Genomic DNA, 14,647 nt, shown 5'->3' with positions numbered 1-14,647 from the left:
AGGTGCAGCGATAACCGGCCGTTATGCTTGGCCTCATGATCGACGCTGCTGGTCTCCGCGTGATGAAGGCGATCTCCGACGAGGGGAGCTTCACCGGCGCGGCCCTGGCCCTGGGCTACTCCCAGCCCGCCATCTCGCAGATGGTGCGCCGCCTCGAGCAGCGCACCGGCACCGTCCTCGTCGAGCGGGTCGGCCGCAACGTCCGGCTCACCGAAGCCGGTCAGGTCCTCGCGCGCCACGCCGTGGCCGTCCTCTCCGCCCTCGACGCAGCCGAGGAGGAGGTCGCCGCCATCGCGGGCCTGCGCGCCGGACGGGTGCGGCTGATGGCGTTCCCGTCGAGCTCGGCCACCCTCGTCCCACGCGCCCTGGCCCTGGTCAAGCAGCGTTTCCCCGACGTGCAGGTCACCTTCACCGAAGCCGAGCCCCCGGAGTCCCTCGCCGCACTCAAGGCCGGCGAGTGCGACCTCGCAGTCGCGTTCGCCTACGAGGGCACCGACGTGGGTCGTGGCGAGGAGGACATGGACCTCTTCGTGACCCACAAGCTGCTCGACGACGAGGTGCGGCTCGCGCTCCCGCGTTCGCACCCGCTGGCCGACCGCGACAGCCTCGAGCTCTCCGCCCTGGCGCAGGAGAACTGGATCGCCGGCTGTCCCCGCTGTCGTGGCCACCTCCTGCAGATGTGCGCCAACGAGGGCTTCTCGCCGCACGTGGGGTTCGAGACCGAGGACTACGTGGCAGTGCTGGGCCTGGTCGCCGAGGGCCTGGGCGTGGCGCTGATCCCCGACCTGATCCTGCGCACTGCCCACCACCACGACGTCGTGACACTCCCCGTGACGCCCGCCTCCCGGCGCACGATCAGCGTCGTCACCACCGCCGACCTCCAGCGGGTGCCCGCAGTCCAGGCCACCATCGAGGCGCTCTGCGAAGCGGCCAAGGCCACGCCCCGGGTCCTCGCCAGCAACTGACCGACCGGACACCGCCAACCCTCCTTCACAGGCGCTGATCGCCGTTCACCGTCGTCGCCAGGTCACCCCCACGTCCTGGTCCTGCGACACGACGGCCACGTCGCCACGCTGGTCGGTGCGGAACACGGCATACCCGTTGCGGCGCAACACCTCCAGCGCCTTCGGTGACGGATGGCCGTAGTCGTTGTCCTTGCCGACGCTGATGACGGCGACGGGCGCAGCAACCTCGGCGAGCAGGTCCTCGTCGAGGTTGCCCGAGCCGTGGTGAGCCACCTTCACGACGTCGAACCGTCCCGCCTCGGACTCCATCGCGGGGTCGCGCCGCAGCTCGAGCAGGACCGCGTGGGCGGCCTCGTGCTCCACGTCGCCGAGGAGCAGCAGGTCGACCGGGCCCGACCGCACCGCCAGGACCACGCTCGCGTTGTTGGGTACCGACCCGCTCGAGATGCGCCGCTGCGGCCACCAGACGTCGGCCGTCACACCGGTCCAGGCGAGGTGGTCGCCGGCGGACACCGCACGGACGGGTATGCCGCGAGCCCCTGCCCACCGCTGCACCTCCTCCCACTGGTAGTCGGGTTCGTGGACGGGGGTGGTGAGCACCTCACGCACCTCGCGTCCGGCGATGGCGCCCGGCAGGCCGTCGACGTGGTCGGCGTGCAGGTGGGTGAGCACCACCGAGTCCAGCACCGCGATGTGGAGGCGGCGAAGGCAGGCGTTGATCGCTGCCGGGTCGGGCCCTGCGTCGACCAGCACCGCGTGGCGGGGCTGCGTCGCGAGGACGAGGCCGTCGCCCTGGCCCACGTCGCAGGCCACGAAGCGCCAACCGGGTGCGGGCCACGTCGCGGACGAGGTGGGCGCGGCGGCCGCCACAATGAGCACGCAGGCGGCCAAGGAGGCGACGGGGCGCAACCGCACCCGGTGCACCCACCACCGTCCGGACGCGATGACGAACACCGTCACGCCGGTGAGCAGGAAGGCACCAGGCGCACCATCCGGCCACGGCAGCGTCCCACCGGGCAGGGTGGCACAGGACCGGGCCACCCAGGCGATCCCCAGGGCCGGCAACGCGCCGACCCAGCACAGAGCGGTCGCGCCCCCCGGCCACACCGGAGCCACCACGGCCGCGGCGACACCTGACACCGTGGCCGGAGCCACCATGGGGGCTGCCAGCAGGTTGGCCAGCACGCCCACCACCGAGACGCTCCCCTGCAGGAGCACGACCACCGGCGCGCACATCGCCTGTGCTGCAACGGGAATCGCGAACGCCGGGCCCCACGAACGGATCCGCGCCGGCAGGTGTCGTCCGATCGCCTCGCCCCAGCTGCGCGTGAAGAGCAGCAGCCCGAGGGTGGCGAGTGTCGAGAGGGCGAAACCGAACGAGCGGCTCAGCCACGGGTCGACGACCAGCAGCACGACGACAGCCGCCGACAGCACCGGGATCCCCGCCGCCCGCCGCGACCGGCTCAGCCCGATGAGCCCGATGGCTCCCATCGTCGCCGCCCTGATGACGCTCGGTTCGGGTCGGGCGAGCACCACGAACCCGGCGAGGACGACCACGGCCACGACCGGTCGCCACCGGCGACGTACGCCGAGCAGACCAGCACCCCCGAGCGCGAACGCCAGGATGATGGCGACGTTGCTCCCGGACACCGCCGCCAGGTGGGTCATCCCCGTCGTCAGCATGGCCTCCGTGAGCTCGGGCGGCGTACGGCTCGTGTCACCGATCACCAGGGCCGGCAACAGTCCTCGCGCGTCCGCAGGCAGTGGTGACGCAGCGGATCGCAATCCGGCGCGCAGGTGCTCGGCCCCTCGGGCGACCCACCCGGGCCGCGAGGTCGTGGCGGGGCTGCCTGACGGGTGAACTACCGCGACGACGTCGTCGCCGGGTTCGGCCACGACGAGCTTGCCGTGCAGCTCGAGACCCGACCGCCAGGCCACCGAGCGCCAACGCTCGTCCCCGACGACCAGGACGGGCGTCGACACGCGGGCCGTGGCGCCCCGTGCGGTGACCTGGTGCACCTCCATCCGGAAGCGCACGGTGACCCCGTCGCGACCGGCCTGGGTCAGCACCACCGGGTCGCTCGCGACGACGCCCCGCACCACAACCGCGGCATGGCGGTGCGCGAGGTCCTCCAGCGGCCCTGCCCTCCGCACGGCCTGGTGCCCAGCCGTGGCCAGCAGCGCCAGCGCGACCGTGCCCGCCGACAGGGCAACGACCACACCCGGGTGCTGCGATCCGGGACGACTGCGGCGGGGCACGCGAGGCCCGACCACGAACGCGCTGACGGACACCAGCATCGAGACGCCGGCGAGTCCCACGAGGAGCAGTGGACGCAGCCCGAGGGTCAGGGCGGACACCGACCAGGCGACCAGGGCGGGCAGGAGCAGACGCAGGTCGAGGACCGGGGCGGGCAGGCCGTCGGCGGCCGCCGTGCCGGATGTCGCAGAGGTGGGAGCGACGTCGGGTGGCATCAGACGCTCACCTTCGGTTGCAGCTCGGCGAAGATCTTCTCCCCGATCCCGCTCACCTCACCCAGCTCGTCGACCGAGGCGAAGCGTCCGTGCTCGGTGCGCCAGTCGACGATGCGCTGGGCCAGCACCGGACCCACTCCGGGCAGCTCCTCGAGCTGGGCGGCAGTGGCCGAGTTGAGGTCGAGCCTGCCGCCCACGCCACCGGCTGCAGCAGGACCGCCGGCGGAGCCGCCTCCTCCGGCGGAGCCTGCTCCCGGCCCACCCGCGCCCGGTGCAGAAGCCACCACCTCGCCCGGCTTGGGTATACGGACCTGCTCGCCGTCAGCGAGCACCCGAGCGAGGTTGACGGACGCCAGGTCTGCACCCTTGAGTGCCCCACCCGCCTTCGCCACCGCATCGGCCACCCGCGCTCCGACGGCCAGCCGGAACACCCCCGGCTCCTTGACCTGACCCACCACGTGCACCGTGACGCCGCCAGCTGCGGACCCCGTGGACCCGGTGGACCCTGCAGGCGGCCCGCCACCTCCCGACGCCGTCGCCGAGGACGCGAACGCCGTGCTGCCACCCGCGGAGTGGCTGACCAGGGCGGATCCCGGCTGGGCAGGAGCCACCACCTGCGGTGCACTGGCTGCCCGTGCCCAGGCGACGCGGACGCCGAACCCGGCAGCCGCCACCGCCACGACGACCACGAGGCCGAGCACGGCGGCCCTCGGTGCGCTGAGGCGGGCGCCGACGAGCGACGACGGCAGGGTGAGCAGTCGTGGCCCGGGCGGCATCGGCCGGCGGTGGCGGCCCGAACGCGTGTCACGTGGTCGCTCGGTCGGGGCGGTGGGTCGACCGCGGCCGGGCGACGGGTGGGGGCCCGAGCTCGGGCCCTCCCCCACCGGGTCGACCGCCTCGATCCATGACCGAGCCGGCTGCCACGGGACCACCTCCGCACCCGGCTCGGGGACGAGCCGTGGCGACCCCGGTTCGGGGACGGAACGTGGCGAGGGCAAGGGCGAGGGCGAGGGCTGCGTGCGCGACGAGTCCGCGGCGCCCGGCCCCGGCTGGGCCACCTGTGGCGTCGGGGGTGCCGTCGCCGAGCCGTCGAGCAGGCGGCGGACGCGGGGTGAGGGCTCGGGCGGACGACGACGCAACGGCATACCGGCACGCTAGGAAAGGGTCTCGCCGGCGAACGACGACGCCGACCGGCGTTGTGGACGACGAACGCCCGCAGCGCCGGCTGTGGACGGCCCCGGCCCCGCGTCGACTCACCGCGCGAGCGAACCGATCAGGCGGCCGAGGAGCTCCCTCGCCGGGCGGAGACCCACAGCTCGATGTTGCGCCGGTGGCGGTAGATCACGAGCAGGGCCACCACGACGCACCACGCCCCGGTGTCGCGGGACCCGAAGGGCACCCACCGCGCCCACGAGAGCAGCCCCAGCACGAACAGCAGCACGCACGCCGACACCGACGCCCCAGCCACCCACCGCAGCCGCCAGACGAGCAGCACGAAGACGACCACCATGACCAGGCCGAACCACGGCTCGACCGCCAGGATCGCCCCGAGCGAGGTGGCCACGCCCTTGCCGCCCTGGCCCTTGAGGAACGGCGACCAGATATGTCCCAGCACCACCGCGAGCCCGACGCACAGGGCGGTGACGGTGCCGAAGAGGTGCTGCGCGAGGACCACGGGCAGCAGGCCCTTGAGGACGTCGAGGACACCGACGACGACTCCCCAGCGAGGGCCGAGGACCCGGCCGGCGTTGGTCGCGCCCGGGTTGCCGGAGCCGGTGTGGCGCAGGTCCTTGCCGAGGATCCGGGCGAGGATCGTGGCGGGGTTGACCGCCCCGACGACGAACGCGACCGCCGATGCCACGGGCACCTCGGCCAGCTCCCAGAACGACGCGTGACCGACGCTCACCACGCCCGCCTCAGGCCGTCCGTGGCGACACGGCGACCGCCAGCGTCCCGGGCCCGACGTGGGCGCCGACGACGGCACCGAGCTCCACGACCGTCACCTCGTGCGCCGTCGGGACGCGGTCGCGCAGTCTGGCGGCGAGATCCTCGGCGCGCGTGGCCGAGTCGAGGTGGTGCACGGCGATGTCGACACCGTGCTCCGCGGCCTCCGCAGCACCGACCGCGATCTCCTCGAGCCGGGCCAGCGCGCGCGAGGAGGTGCGCACCTTCTCCAGCGGGCGGATGTGCCCGTCGGCGAGCTCGAGGATCGGCTTGATGGCCAGCGCCGAGCCGAGGAACGCGGATGCCGACCCGATCCGGCCACCGCGCCTCAGGTGCTCCAGGGTGTCGACGTAGAACACCACCTTCGATGCCACCGAGCGCGAGAGCACTACTCCCGCAACGTCTTCCGCGGATGCGCCACTGGCCGCGGCCTCGGCGCCGGACACCACGCCGTACCCCATCGCCATGCCGAGCGACCTCGAGTCGACCACGGTCACGGGGACCGGCGACTGCTGTGCGGCGAGGTGGGCCGACTCGACGGTGGAGGACATGTCGGCCGAGATGTGGACCGAGACGATGGCCTCCGCCCCGGCGGCGGCCGCCCGCTCGTAGGCCTCCAGGAACGCCTGCGGCGACGGCCGTGACGTCGACACCGGCCGGAAGGAGCGCAGCGCCACCGCGACCTCGGCGGTCGTGACGTCGACGCCCTCGCTGAACTCGGTGCCGCCGATCACGACGTGCAGCGGCACGACCTCGATGCCGTGCTCGGCCACGACGGACTGCGGCAGGTACGCCGTGGAGTCGGTGACGATCGCGACGTTCACGAGCGCAGGCTACCGGTCGCCGGCGCCGCGGAGCGGCACCACTCCGCGGCCACCCGACCGAGCCGCCCAGACCTACAGCGGCACCACGTTGACCAGCTTGGGCGCCCGGACGATGACGGTCCGGATGCCACCTTCGGTGGCTGCCTGGATCTTGGGCAGCGCCAGGACCTGCTCGCGCAGCGCGTCCTCGCTGATGTCGGCCGGCACCTCGAGCCGGTCGCGCACCTTGCCCTTGACCTGCACGACACAGGTGACGGTGTCCTCGACGAGCAGCGCCGGGTCGGCGACGGGGAACGGTGCGTAGGTCACCGTCTCCTCGTGGCCGAGCCGCGACCACAGCTCCTCCGCGATGTGCGGGGCCAGCGGCGCGACCATGACGACCAGCTTCTCGGCGGCCTCACGGGGCACGGCGTCGAGCTTGGTCAGCGCGTTGTTGAGCTCGATGAGCCGGGCGATGGCGGTGTTGAACCCCAGCGTCGGGAAGTCGCGTGACACCGCGTCGATCGTCCGGTGCAGCGCCCGGGCCGTCGCGTCGCCCAGGGGTGCGTCGACGACCCGCACCTCACCGGTCTCCTCGTCGACCACGTTGCGCCACAACCGCTGCAGGAACCGCTGGGCTCCGACGACGGCACGCGTCTCCCAGGGCTTGCTCAGCTCGAGCGGGCCCATCGACATCTCGTAGACACGCAGGGTGTCGGCGCCGTACTGCTCGCACATCTCGTCGGGGCTGACGACGTTCTTCAGCGACTTGCCGATCTTGCCGAACTCGCGCGTGACCGGCTGGCCCTGCCAGGTGTACGACGACTCGCCACCGGAGTGGTCCGGTACCTCGACGACCTCGGACGCCTCGACCGGCTGGCCGCGGTGGTCGCGGTAGGCGGGCGCCTGGATGTAGCCCTGCGAGAAGTACTTCCGGAACGGCTCCTCGCTGCTGACGTGGCCCAGGTCGTGCAGCACCTTGTGCCAGAAGCGGGCGTAGAGCAGGTGCAGCACGGCGTGCTCGACGCCGCCGATGTAGAGGTCGACGCCGCCGGGGTCCTTGGCCCCCTCGGGTGCACCGGCCACGGGCGCGGCCTGCGGGCCCATCCAGTAGGCCTCGTTGGCCGGGTCGACGAACGCGTCGTGGTTCGCCGGGTCGAGGTAGCGCAGGTAGTACCAGCAGGACCCCGCCCAGTTGGGCATGGTGTTGGTCTCGCGGCGGTACTTGCGCACGCCGCGCCCGTCACCCAGGTCGAGCTCGACGTCCACCCACTCCTGCACCCGGCCCAGCGGCGGCTCGGGCTGCGAGGACGAGTCGTCGGGGTCAAAGGTCTTGGGAGAGTAGTCAGGGACGTCCGGCAGCTCGACCGGCAGCATCGAGTCCGGGACCGCGTGGGCGACCCCGTCCTCGTCGAAGACGATCGGGAAGGGCTCACCCCAGTAGCGCTGCCGGCTGAACAGCCAGTCGCGCAGCTTGTAGCTCACGGTGCCCTCGCCGAGCCCCTTGGCCGACAGCCAGTCGATGATCGTCGCCTTGGCCTCGGCGACCGCCATCCCGTCCAGCGACACCTCGTCGTTGGAGGAGTTGATCGCCGCGCCCTCGCCGGTGAACGCCTGGTCCTCCGGGTGCCCCTCGGACGGCTGTACGGTGCGCACCACCGGCAGCTCGTACTTCGCGGCGAAGTCCCAGTCGCGCTCGTCCTGCGCCGGCACGGCCATGATCGCGCCGGTGCCGTAGCCCATGAGCACGTAGTCGGCGACGAACACCGGCACCTGCTGGCCGTTGACCGGGTTGGTGGCGAACGCGCCGGTGAACACACCGGTCTTGTCCTTGCCCTCGGTCTGCCGCTCGATCTCGCTCTTGCGCGAGGCTGCGAGCCGGTATGCCGCGACTGCCGCCTGCGGCGACGGCTCCCCCGCCGTCCACGCCGCGTTGGTGCCCTCGGGCCAGCCGCCCGCCGGGACCAGTGACTCGACGAGCGGGTGCTCCGGCGCCAGGACCATGAAGGTCGCGCCGAACAGGGTGTCGGGACGCGTGGTGAAGACCTCGATGGAGGCGTCGTGACCGACCACGGGGAACGCGACGCGCGCTCCCTGGCTGCGCCCGATCCAGTTGCGCTGCATGGCCTTGACCTTGTCCGGCCAGTCCACGCGATCGAGGTCGTCGGCCAGCCGGTCGGCATACGCGGTGATGCGCATCATCCACTGGCGCAGGTTGGTCTTGAAGACCGGGTAGTTGCCGCGCTCGGACCGCCCGTCGTTGGTGACCTCCTCGTTGGACAGCACCGTGCCCAGGCCGGGGGCCCAGTTGACCGGCGCCTCCGAGGTGTAGGCCAGGCGGAAGTCGTCGAGGACCGCGGACCGCTCGAGCGGGCTCAGCGACACCCAGTCGGCACCACCGGGCACCGGACGGGCCCCGGAGGCGAACTCCTGCACCAGCTCGTCGATGGGGCGCGCACGGCCGACGCCGCCGTCCGGACGGACGGCGTCCGCGTCGTACCAGGAGTTGAAGACCTGCAGGAAGATCCACTGCGTCCAGGTGTAGTAGTCGGGGTCGATCGTGGCGATCGTGCGACGGTCGTCGTGCCCCAGCCCCAGCCGGCGCAGCTGGCGCTTCATCACGACCATGTTGGCCTCGGTGGTCTTGCGGGGGTGCTGCCCGGTCTGCACGGCGTACTGCTCCGCAGGCAGGCCGAAGGCGTCGTAGCCCAGGCAGTGCAGGACGTTCTTGCCCGTCATGCGGTGGTAGCGCGCGAACACGTCGGTCGCGATGTAGCCCAGGGGGTGCCCGACGTGCAGGCCCGCCCCGCTGGGGTAGGGGAACATGTCGAGCACGAGCAGCTTCTCGCGGTCGCCGACCTTCTCCGGCTCAGCCCACGGGCCGGCGGGGTTGGGCGCGTGGAAGGTGCCCTCCTCCTGCCAGCGGTCCTGCCAGGCCAGCTCGATCTGCTGGGCCATCTGGGCGGTGTAGCGGTGCGGCGTCTCGCTCATGGTGTCCTCGGGTCGTCGTGCGTCGTGGGGGACGGTGGCTGCTCTCGCCGGGCCGGTCCACCGGCCGGGCCTGCTCATGACAAAGCCCCTCGCGCGGGAGGGGCTGGCCGCGGCGGCCTCGGTGGTCCGGGGGCCGACGCGGCTAGGGAAGGAGGAGCTGCCGTGCCATGGCCCCTACGGTAGCGCAGCGCCCCCGCTCCGGGGCGGTGGCCCACCCCGGGGCAGGGGCTGACGACCCGGCACCGGGTTGCAGGTCAGTGGTGGTGGGCGTGCACCACGGCGTGGCCCCGGCCGCGGGACATCAGCCAGCGGTTCACGGGCACGGTCACCACAAAGGCCAGGGCCAGGGACACGACCAGCGACACCCAGAACAGCGTCGTCGCGAGGCCGGCGTCGAGGGCGCCGGGCACGACGAGCATGAACCCGTTGTCGACGACCTCCATCACGACGATGGACACGGTGTCGGCGGCGAGCGCCACCCCGAACGCGGCCCGCAGGTCGAGCCCCGACCGCAGGACCGACCGCATGGTCAGGCTGTAGCCGAAGACGAAGGCGAGCGCCACGGACAGCACCACGGTCGCCAGGTTGTGCAGACCGAACGCCGTCCCGACGACCATGCCGAGGACCTCACCGATGGCACAGCCGGTGAGGCAGTGGAGGGTCGCGGCCATGGCCTGCTGCCAGGAGACGCCGGTGAGTCCGTTGGGGTGCGCGTGCGTTGAGTCGCTCATGGCGTGTCCAACCATACCCCCTGGGGGTGTATTCCGACCCTCGTGAAAACAGCCCGCCGGACAGGCACGGGGTCAGTCCGGCGGCTCCTCGGCCTCCGGCTCGTCGGTGCGTTCGCCGGGCTGCGCGCCCGACTCCTCGTCGGCTGCCTCCTGCGCGGCGGCAGGTTCGTCCGACGCGGCAGGCTCCTCCCCGGGAAGCGCGTCGCCCACCTCCGGAGACCGGTAGCCGGGCGGCGGGGGCGGGTCGGGAGTCACCGGCGGGAAGGTGGTCCCGTCGGGGCGCAGGTGGGAGTCGTGCATGATCATGGTGAACCTCCTTGCGACCACCGTGCCCCGGCGGCTGTCGGCCCAAACGTCAGGCCGCGCGCTCGGTCTCGTCGAGGCCGTGCCGCAGCTTGGCGAGGATCGAGCTGAGCAGCCTCGACACCTGCATCTGGCTGACCCCCAGCACCTCGCCGATCTCCGACTGCGTGCGGTCCTCGACGAAGCGCAGGTGCACGATGCGGCGCTCCCGCTCGGTCAGCGCGTGCAGGGCGTGCAGCACCGAGTCCACTCGCAGCATCCGGTCGATGTCCAGGCTCTCGCGCGCCACGACCTCCACCGCGTGGCTGTCGTGGTCGACCGGCAGGTCGAGGGACACCGCGCGGTACGCGGCGCTGCACTCACGCGCGCGGACGACCTCCTCAGGGGCCACGCCGAGCGCCTCGGCGAGCTCGGCGGTGGTCGGGTCGCGGTGCAGGTCGTGGGTGAGCCGCTCCTGCTCTGAGGACAGGTCGGCCCTGACCTCCTGAAGACGGCGGGGCGGTCGCACGGCCCAGCCGCAGTCGCGGAAATGACGCTTGATCTCGCCGGCGATGGTGGGTCCCGCGTAGGCCACGAAGCCGTGCCCGCAGCCGGTGCGGTACCCGTTCGCGGCCTTGACCAACGCCATCCGGCCGACCTGGACCAGGTCCTCGAGGTCGATGCCCCGGCCGGCGTAGCGCCGGGCGATGCGGTCGGCGAGGTCGAGGGTCAGGACGACGGCCTGCTGGCGGAGCCGGAGGGCCGTGTCGCGGTCCGCGCACTCCTGCGCCTCGGCCAGGAGCGCGTCGGCCCGGGCGTGCGGCTCGGCCTCGTGGACAGTGCTCTCGTGGACAGTGGTCTCGTGGACGGTGGTCTCGTGGACGGTGGTCTCGTGGACGGTGGGGACGGCGGTGAAGTTCGGCCGGGTGGTCGGCGGTGCAAGGGTTCCCATGGTGGTCCCGTCTCGTGAAGGAGAAGACGGTGGCACCGCTGCTGGACCACGTGTTCCTGACCCACACAACCACCCCCATACCGGACCCGCAACCGCTGCAAAGGCCCGCGCAGGGGCGTTTGGCGCATCCCCAGAGCGGGTAGGCCCCGTGCATCCCACCGATCTCACTCCGCCCGCACAGGGCCATTTCGTGACCCCCAGGAGAACCCATGTCCCAGGACGCCATCGTCATCCTCCGCGAGGACCACAAGGAGGTTCGCGCGCTGTTCCGCGAGTTCGAGAAGTCGACGACGACCGAGTCCCGCAAGGGCTCCATCGTGTCCAAGGTCATCGAGCTGCTGACGGTCCACACCTACATCGAGAACGAGGTCATGTACCCGGAGGTGCGGCGGCTGCTGCCCAACCTCGAGGACGACGTGCTCGAGTCCTACGAGGAGCACCACGTCGCCGACGTCCTGGTCATGGAGCTCGCGGCGATGAAGCCCTCCGACGAGCGCTTCACCGCCAAGACCACGGTGCTCATCGAGAACGTCCGGCACCACATGGACGAGGAGGAGCAGGACTGGTTCCCCAAGGTGCGCGACGGGCTCAGCCGCACCCAGCTGCGGGACCTGGGCGTCCAGCTGCTCGAGGCCAAGGAGCGCGCGCCGCGGTCCCCGGCCCAGCCCAGCGCCCTCAAGAAGGCCGTCGACGCGGTCGTGTCCTGAGCGTGAGCACCACCGAGCTCCCCCGCCCCTCCGAGGCGCCCCACCTCCCCGAGCTGCCGGAGCTGCTCTCCCGGCTGGCCGGGGAGCAGGGCCGTGACAGCAGCGCCGACGACGTGGCCGCCGCGGTCGAGGCGATGGTGCTGCACCCCGACTACCCGTGCCTCGGGGCGCGGTCGGTGTTCAACCGCGACCGCGCCACGGTCGTGGTCCTCGACGAGCTCGCGACCCCGGAGTCGACGAGCGCCCTGGTCGAGGCCCTGACCGCCTTCGCCGCCACCACCGACCGCTCGGCGGGGTTCGCCTCGCTGGTGGCGGTGTTCCGCGGCGCCTCGACGACCGACGAGGCGCAGTTCGAGCGACGGCTCTGGCAGCAGCTCGGGCTCCTGCACGAGGCGGACGCCGCCGAGTGGAACCCGGACGTTTCTCCGGACCCGGCCGACCCGCACTTCGCGTTCAGCCTCGCCGGCACCGCGTACTTCGTCGTGGGCCTGCACCCCGCGGCCTCCCGGATCGCACGCCGTACGCCGCTGCCCACACTGGTGTTCAACCTGCACGAGCAGTTCGAGGAGCTCCGGCAGTCCGAGCGCTTCGAGCGCATGCGTGACACGATCCGACGGCGCGACCAGGCCCTCCAGGGCTCGGTGAACCCCATGGTCGCCGACCACGGGCGCAGCTCGGAGGCTCGCCAGTACTCCGGCCGCCTGGTGCCGGAGAGCTGGACGGCTCCGGTGAGCTTCGACGACGAGGAGACGGCATGAGCACGACCGAGGCACCCGCAGGCACGATGACGCTGGCCCCGCAGACGGGCACGGGGTTCCTGCTGCGCGCCGGCCAGCAGCTCACCGTCCTCGACCCCACCGGTGGGCAGGTCAGCGACCTGTACTGCTTCGCGGCCGACAACCACGACGAGCGCCTGTCGAGCGGGCGCACCATCGACTACGCCAACTCGATCTACGTCACCACCGGCCACACGCTCTACAGCAACCGCAGCCGGCCGATGCTCACCATCGTCGAGGACACCTGCGGCCGGCACGACTTCCTGCTCACCCCGTGCAGCCAGGACACCTTCGACCTGCTCTACCCAGAGTTCGAGGGCGCCTACCACCCCAGCTGCCTGGAGAACCTCGCGACGGGCCTCGCGCCGTTCGGGGCGGTCGCCGACCAGATCGGCACGACGCTCAACATCTTCATGAACGTCTGGCCCGAGCCGGGCGGCGAGCTGCACATCGACCCGCCGACCTCCGTCGCCGGTGACCGGTTCGTGGTCCGGGCCGAGATGGACCTTCACGTGGGGCTCACCGCCTGCTCCGCGGAGAAGTCCAACGGCGGCGTGTGCAAGCCCATCGACTACCGCGTGGACGACGTCGGCTGACCCGCCGCCACCGCCCGTCCACGAGGGGACACGGCCCTACGCGCCGTCCAGCATCTCGCGCCAGGGCACCGGTGCGCACACCCGTGGCGGGCGGCGATACTGGTGGGCATGACCGAGACGATCCCGCCCGAGGCCACCGAGGCCTTCGCGGCGCTCGCCCAGCTCGTGTATGCCGGGTCGGACGCCCAGGAGGTCCTCGACGCCATCTGCCGCCGAGCCCTGGAGATCATCCCCGGTGCGGACCACACCTCCATCTCGACCCTGCAGCCGGACCGATCACTCCGGAGCCGGGCCGCCAGCGACGACGTGGCCCGCACCATGGACGAGCTGGAGACGGAAGCCGGCGAGGGCCCTTGCCTGGACAGCATCCTGGAGGACTCGGTCCAGCGCGACGCCGACATCACGCGCGGCTGCACGTGGCCGCAGCTGGCCCGGCTCACCCTCGAGCGCACCCCGGTCCGCGGGATGATCGGCTACCGCCTCCAGCAGGGCAGCGACGCACGGTCGGCGTTCAACGTGTTCTCCGACACCCCGGGCGCCCTGACCCAGCAGTCGGCCGACATCGGAGCCGTCCTCGCGGCCTTCACCTCCGTCGCCCTGACCGCCGCGGAGCAGAAGGCGAGCGCCGAGAACCTCCGCAAGGGCCTGACGAGCAACCGCGAGATCGGCAAGGCGATGGGCCTGATCATGGCCGCGCACTCGGTGAGCGACGAGGAGGCCTTCGAGATCCTGCGCAGCGCCTCGACGCGCACCAACACCAAGCTGGCCGACGTCGCCGGCAAGGTGAACAGCAGCCACCGCCACCAGCTCCCCTGAGGCTTGTCTGACGCTTTCTTGACGCTCCCCGGACATCGCGCCCGGTACGCCCGGACTGTCCGTTTCCGCGTGCCGTCACCGGGTAGTCAGCCCTCGGCACGTCACCCGGCTCCAAAAGCGTGGGCCGGGTGGCGTGCTGCCGTGGCTGTTTGACCTGCGGCGATGCGGGGTAGAGGTCCTCTTGCGCGCGACGACGGGGTCGCGCGGACCGCGTCACGACGCGACGACCCGAGCGAGGCCACATGCCCACCGACACCGTGCTCCGCCCTCCCTGCTCCCCGGCACCCGGCACGGTTCCGCCGCCGGCGTGGCTGGAGGACCTCGTCGACCACCTCCCGGCCGCCTGTTTCCCCGGCACCCACGACGACCTGGTCGCGGCGCTGCTGCGCCAGCACGCGCCGAGCCATCTCCTCTGGCACCTGTCCGTCCTGCCCCGCACCCGGCGGTTCGAGTCGGCCGACGAGCTGCTGGCCCATCTCGGGCAGCCGCCCGCGTCGGTGGCCACCGTGTCGGTCCCCACGTAGGGGAGGCACCCGGCGCGGGGGTTTGGCACGGCCGGCCACGGGGCAGGGGCTCCACAGACGACGGCCGCCCCCACCGAAGTGCGGCCGC

14 protein-coding genes are annotated in these 14,647 nt (G+C 72.3%); 6 read left to right on the top strand and 8 right to left on the bottom strand.

Going from position 1 to position 14,647, the window contains the following annotated elements; genetic code table 11:
* Positions 1-35: 35 nt before the first annotated feature.
* Positions 36-965, top strand: coding sequence for a LysR family transcriptional regulator (locus AB4Z02_RS07020; RefSeq protein ID WP_441970144.1), 930 nt, complete (start codon positions 36-38; stop codon positions 963-965).
* Positions 966-1,010: 45 nt separating this feature from the next.
* Here the strand turns inward: AB4Z02_RS07020 and AB4Z02_RS07015 are convergent, their stop codons facing one another.
* From AB4Z02_RS07015 to AB4Z02_RS06980, 8 genes are all read right to left on the bottom strand, one after another.
* Positions 1,011-3,437: a ComEC/Rec2 family competence protein gene (locus tag AB4Z02_RS07015; protein WP_441970143.1), complete on the bottom strand. Its 2,427-nt coding sequence runs from the start codon at positions 3,435-3,437 to the stop codon at positions 1,011-1,013.
* On the bottom strand, positions 3,437-4,213 hold the full coding sequence (locus tag AB4Z02_RS07010; RefSeq protein WP_441970142.1) for a helix-hairpin-helix domain-containing protein: 777 nt from the start codon (positions 4,211-4,213) through the stop codon (positions 3,437-3,439). Before AB4Z02_RS07010 ends, AB4Z02_RS07015 begins: the two co-directional genes overlap by 1 nt.
* Positions 4,214-4,710: 497 nt before the next feature.
* Positions 4,711-5,343 carry a glycerol-3-phosphate 1-O-acyltransferase PlsY gene (gene plsY / locus AB4Z02_RS07005; protein ID WP_441970141.1) on the bottom strand — a complete coding sequence of 211 codons (633 nt, stop codon included), beginning with the start codon at positions 5,341-5,343 and terminating at the stop codon, positions 4,711-4,713.
* A gap of 10 nt (positions 5,344-5,353) precedes the next feature.
* A complete protein-coding gene (locus tag AB4Z02_RS07000; protein ID WP_056883733.1) occupies positions 5,354-6,205 on the bottom strand; it encodes a DegV family protein in 852 nt (283 codons plus the stop codon).
* Positions 6,206-6,277: 72 nt separating this feature from the next.
* Positions 6,278-9,175 carry a leucine--tRNA ligase gene (gene leuS, locus AB4Z02_RS06995; protein ID WP_441970208.1) on the bottom strand — a complete coding sequence of 966 codons (2,898 nt, stop codon included), beginning with the start codon at positions 9,173-9,175 and terminating at the stop codon, positions 6,278-6,280.
* A 254-nt stretch (positions 9,176-9,429) separates the two neighbouring features.
* Positions 9,430-9,906 carry a DUF4396 domain-containing protein gene (locus tag AB4Z02_RS06990; RefSeq protein WP_235531441.1) on the bottom strand — a complete coding sequence of 159 codons (477 nt, stop codon included), beginning with the start codon at positions 9,904-9,906 and terminating at the stop codon, positions 9,430-9,432.
* 72 nt (positions 9,907-9,978) lie between these two features.
* Positions 9,979-10,212 carry a hypothetical protein gene (locus AB4Z02_RS06985; protein ID WP_441970140.1) on the bottom strand — a complete coding sequence of 78 codons (234 nt, stop codon included), beginning with the start codon at positions 10,210-10,212 and terminating at the stop codon, positions 9,979-9,981.
* Positions 10,213-10,261: 49 nt separating this feature from the next.
* Positions 10,262-11,140, bottom strand: coding sequence for a sigma-70 family RNA polymerase sigma factor (locus tag AB4Z02_RS06980; RefSeq protein ID WP_441970139.1), 879 nt, complete (start codon positions 11,138-11,140; stop codon positions 10,262-10,264).
* 209 nt (positions 11,141-11,349) lie between these two features.
* Between AB4Z02_RS06980 and AB4Z02_RS06975 the strand changes: the two genes are divergently transcribed.
* The 5 genes from AB4Z02_RS06975 (at position 11,350) to AB4Z02_RS06955 (ending at position 14,559) form a co-directional block, all read left to right on the top strand.
* Entirely contained in the window at positions 11,350-11,847 is a 498-nt protein-coding gene (locus AB4Z02_RS06975; RefSeq protein ID WP_441970138.1) for a hemerythrin domain-containing protein, read from the top strand.
* A 2-nt stretch (positions 11,848-11,849) separates the two neighbouring features.
* Positions 11,850-12,605, top strand: coding sequence for a guanitoxin biosynthesis heme-dependent pre-guanitoxin N-hydroxylase GntA (gene gntA, locus AB4Z02_RS06970; RefSeq protein WP_441970137.1), 756 nt, complete (start codon positions 11,850-11,852; stop codon positions 12,603-12,605).
* Complete coding sequence (locus AB4Z02_RS06965) at positions 12,602-13,219, top strand: DUF1989 domain-containing protein (RefSeq protein WP_441970136.1); 618 nt, start codon at positions 12,602-12,604, stop codon at positions 13,217-13,219. The genes gntA and AB4Z02_RS06965 overlap by 4 nt, the downstream gene beginning before the upstream one ends.
* 108 nt (positions 13,220-13,327) lie before the next feature.
* Entirely contained in the window at positions 13,328-14,035 is a 708-nt protein-coding gene (locus tag AB4Z02_RS06960; protein WP_441970135.1) for a GAF and ANTAR domain-containing protein, read from the top strand.
* 242 nt (positions 14,036-14,277) lie between these two features.
* On the top strand, positions 14,278-14,559 hold the full coding sequence (locus tag AB4Z02_RS06955; protein WP_441970134.1) for a DUF2795 domain-containing protein: 282 nt from the start codon (positions 14,278-14,280) through the stop codon (positions 14,557-14,559).
* Positions 14,560-14,647: the final 88 nt, after the last annotated feature.

This window comes from Pedococcus sp. 2YAF34 (genome assembly GCF_052114585.1).
Taxonomy (GTDB): domain Bacteria; phylum Actinomycetota; class Actinomycetes; order Actinomycetales; family Dermatophilaceae; genus Pedococcus.
This window is presented reverse-complemented; position numbering and strand designations above follow the sequence as displayed.